Origin of the sequence: Sporolactobacillus mangiferae, assembly GCF_023336505.1 — a bacterium.
GTDB classification, from domain to species: domain Bacteria; phylum Bacillota; class Bacilli; order Bacillales; family Sporolactobacillaceae; genus Sporolactobacillus; species Sporolactobacillus mangiferae.
Window position 1 is genome coordinate 1 of the sequence record NZ_JAMAST010000046.1, and the last position, 1,257, is coordinate 1,257.

A 1,257-nucleotide genomic window follows, 5' to 3' on the forward strand; every position below is an offset into this window, starting at 1 on the left:
TCAAGTCGTGACAGAGAAGAAAAGTTGGAAAGCAACGGCTTCCGTTTCACTGACCAACTATCTGGATTCAGGGTGTATTGTTGCGGGCGCAAGTGGTCTGACCCTGTGGGCGAATGAATTGAATCTGAACAGCCTGCAGGTCGGCCTGCTCGGCGCCATCAGTGCCAACGCGTTCGGATCAGCAGTGGGCGCGCTGATCGGCGGGCGGCTGGCTGATAAATACGGACGCAAGTTTATTTACACGTATAACATGCTGGTCTATATGCTGGGTATCGCTATCATTATGTTTTCCTTTAATTTTCCGATGCTTCTGGCCGGTTTCTTTATTACAGGAATCGCCGTGGGTGTCGGGGTACCGGCCTCATGGACCTATATCTCGGAAATCTCGGATGAATCCAACCGGGCCAGGCATATCGGTATTTCCCAGTTTGCCTGGTCGTGCGGGCCGGCGATTATCTTTGTTCTGGGGATTGTATTCTCGCCGCTCGGCCTGCTCGGTAACCGGATCATTTTCGGGTCACTGTTCATTGTTGCTTTCATCGCCTGGCTGCTGCAGCGCCAGCTGAATGAATCCAAGGTCTGGATTGAAGAGAAAAAGAAACAGAGTGCGAGCACCGCGCGTCCGACGCATCCGTACAAGCAGCTGTTTGCCAATGCGGTCAGCGTGAAATCGCTGCTGTTCCTGGTTGGCGTGTACATGTTCTGGAATCTGGTTGCCGGCGCGATGGGCTTCTTCATGCCTTATGTGTATTCCACAGTCGGCGGCCTGTCCAACCTTCAGGCCAATCTGCTTCAGGCGGTGCTCTGGGTGATTACGGCTGCGGCCACCTACTTCCTGTTCGTACCGCTTGGTGATAAAGTCAGCCAGCGTGGTCTGTTCTTTGCCGGTGCTGCTCTGGCCATGCTTTCCTGGGTCGTCCTGACGTTCTTTGATATGAGCTGGCCGGCGCTGTGGGTATTCGTGGTTGCCTGGGGGGTATCGGCAGGGATCAGTGCTCAGGCCTTCTATGCTCTGTGGGCGACTGAGCTGTTCCCGACGAATGTACGTGGTGCGTCTCAGGGGGTCATGTTCTTCGCAGTGCGCGGAAGCGCCGGAGTCTGGTCAATGATTTTCCCAACTATTCTGACGACCCTTGGCTTTACGGTAGCCGGCACATTTATGATTGTTCTTTTGCTCATCTCGCTGCTGATCGGTGTCATCTGGACACCGCAAACAAGAGGCAAAACGCTGCAGCAGATTACCGAAGAACGGTATGG

General features: G+C 54.3%; 1 protein-coding gene. It reads left to right on the plus strand.

The genetic code is table 11. The features are described 5' to 3' along the window. Window positions 1-7: 7 nt before the first annotated feature. On the plus strand, window positions 8-1,257 hold a 1,250-nt coding region (locus tag M3N64_RS13960), incomplete at its 3' end, for an MFS transporter (RefSeq protein WP_249104292.1).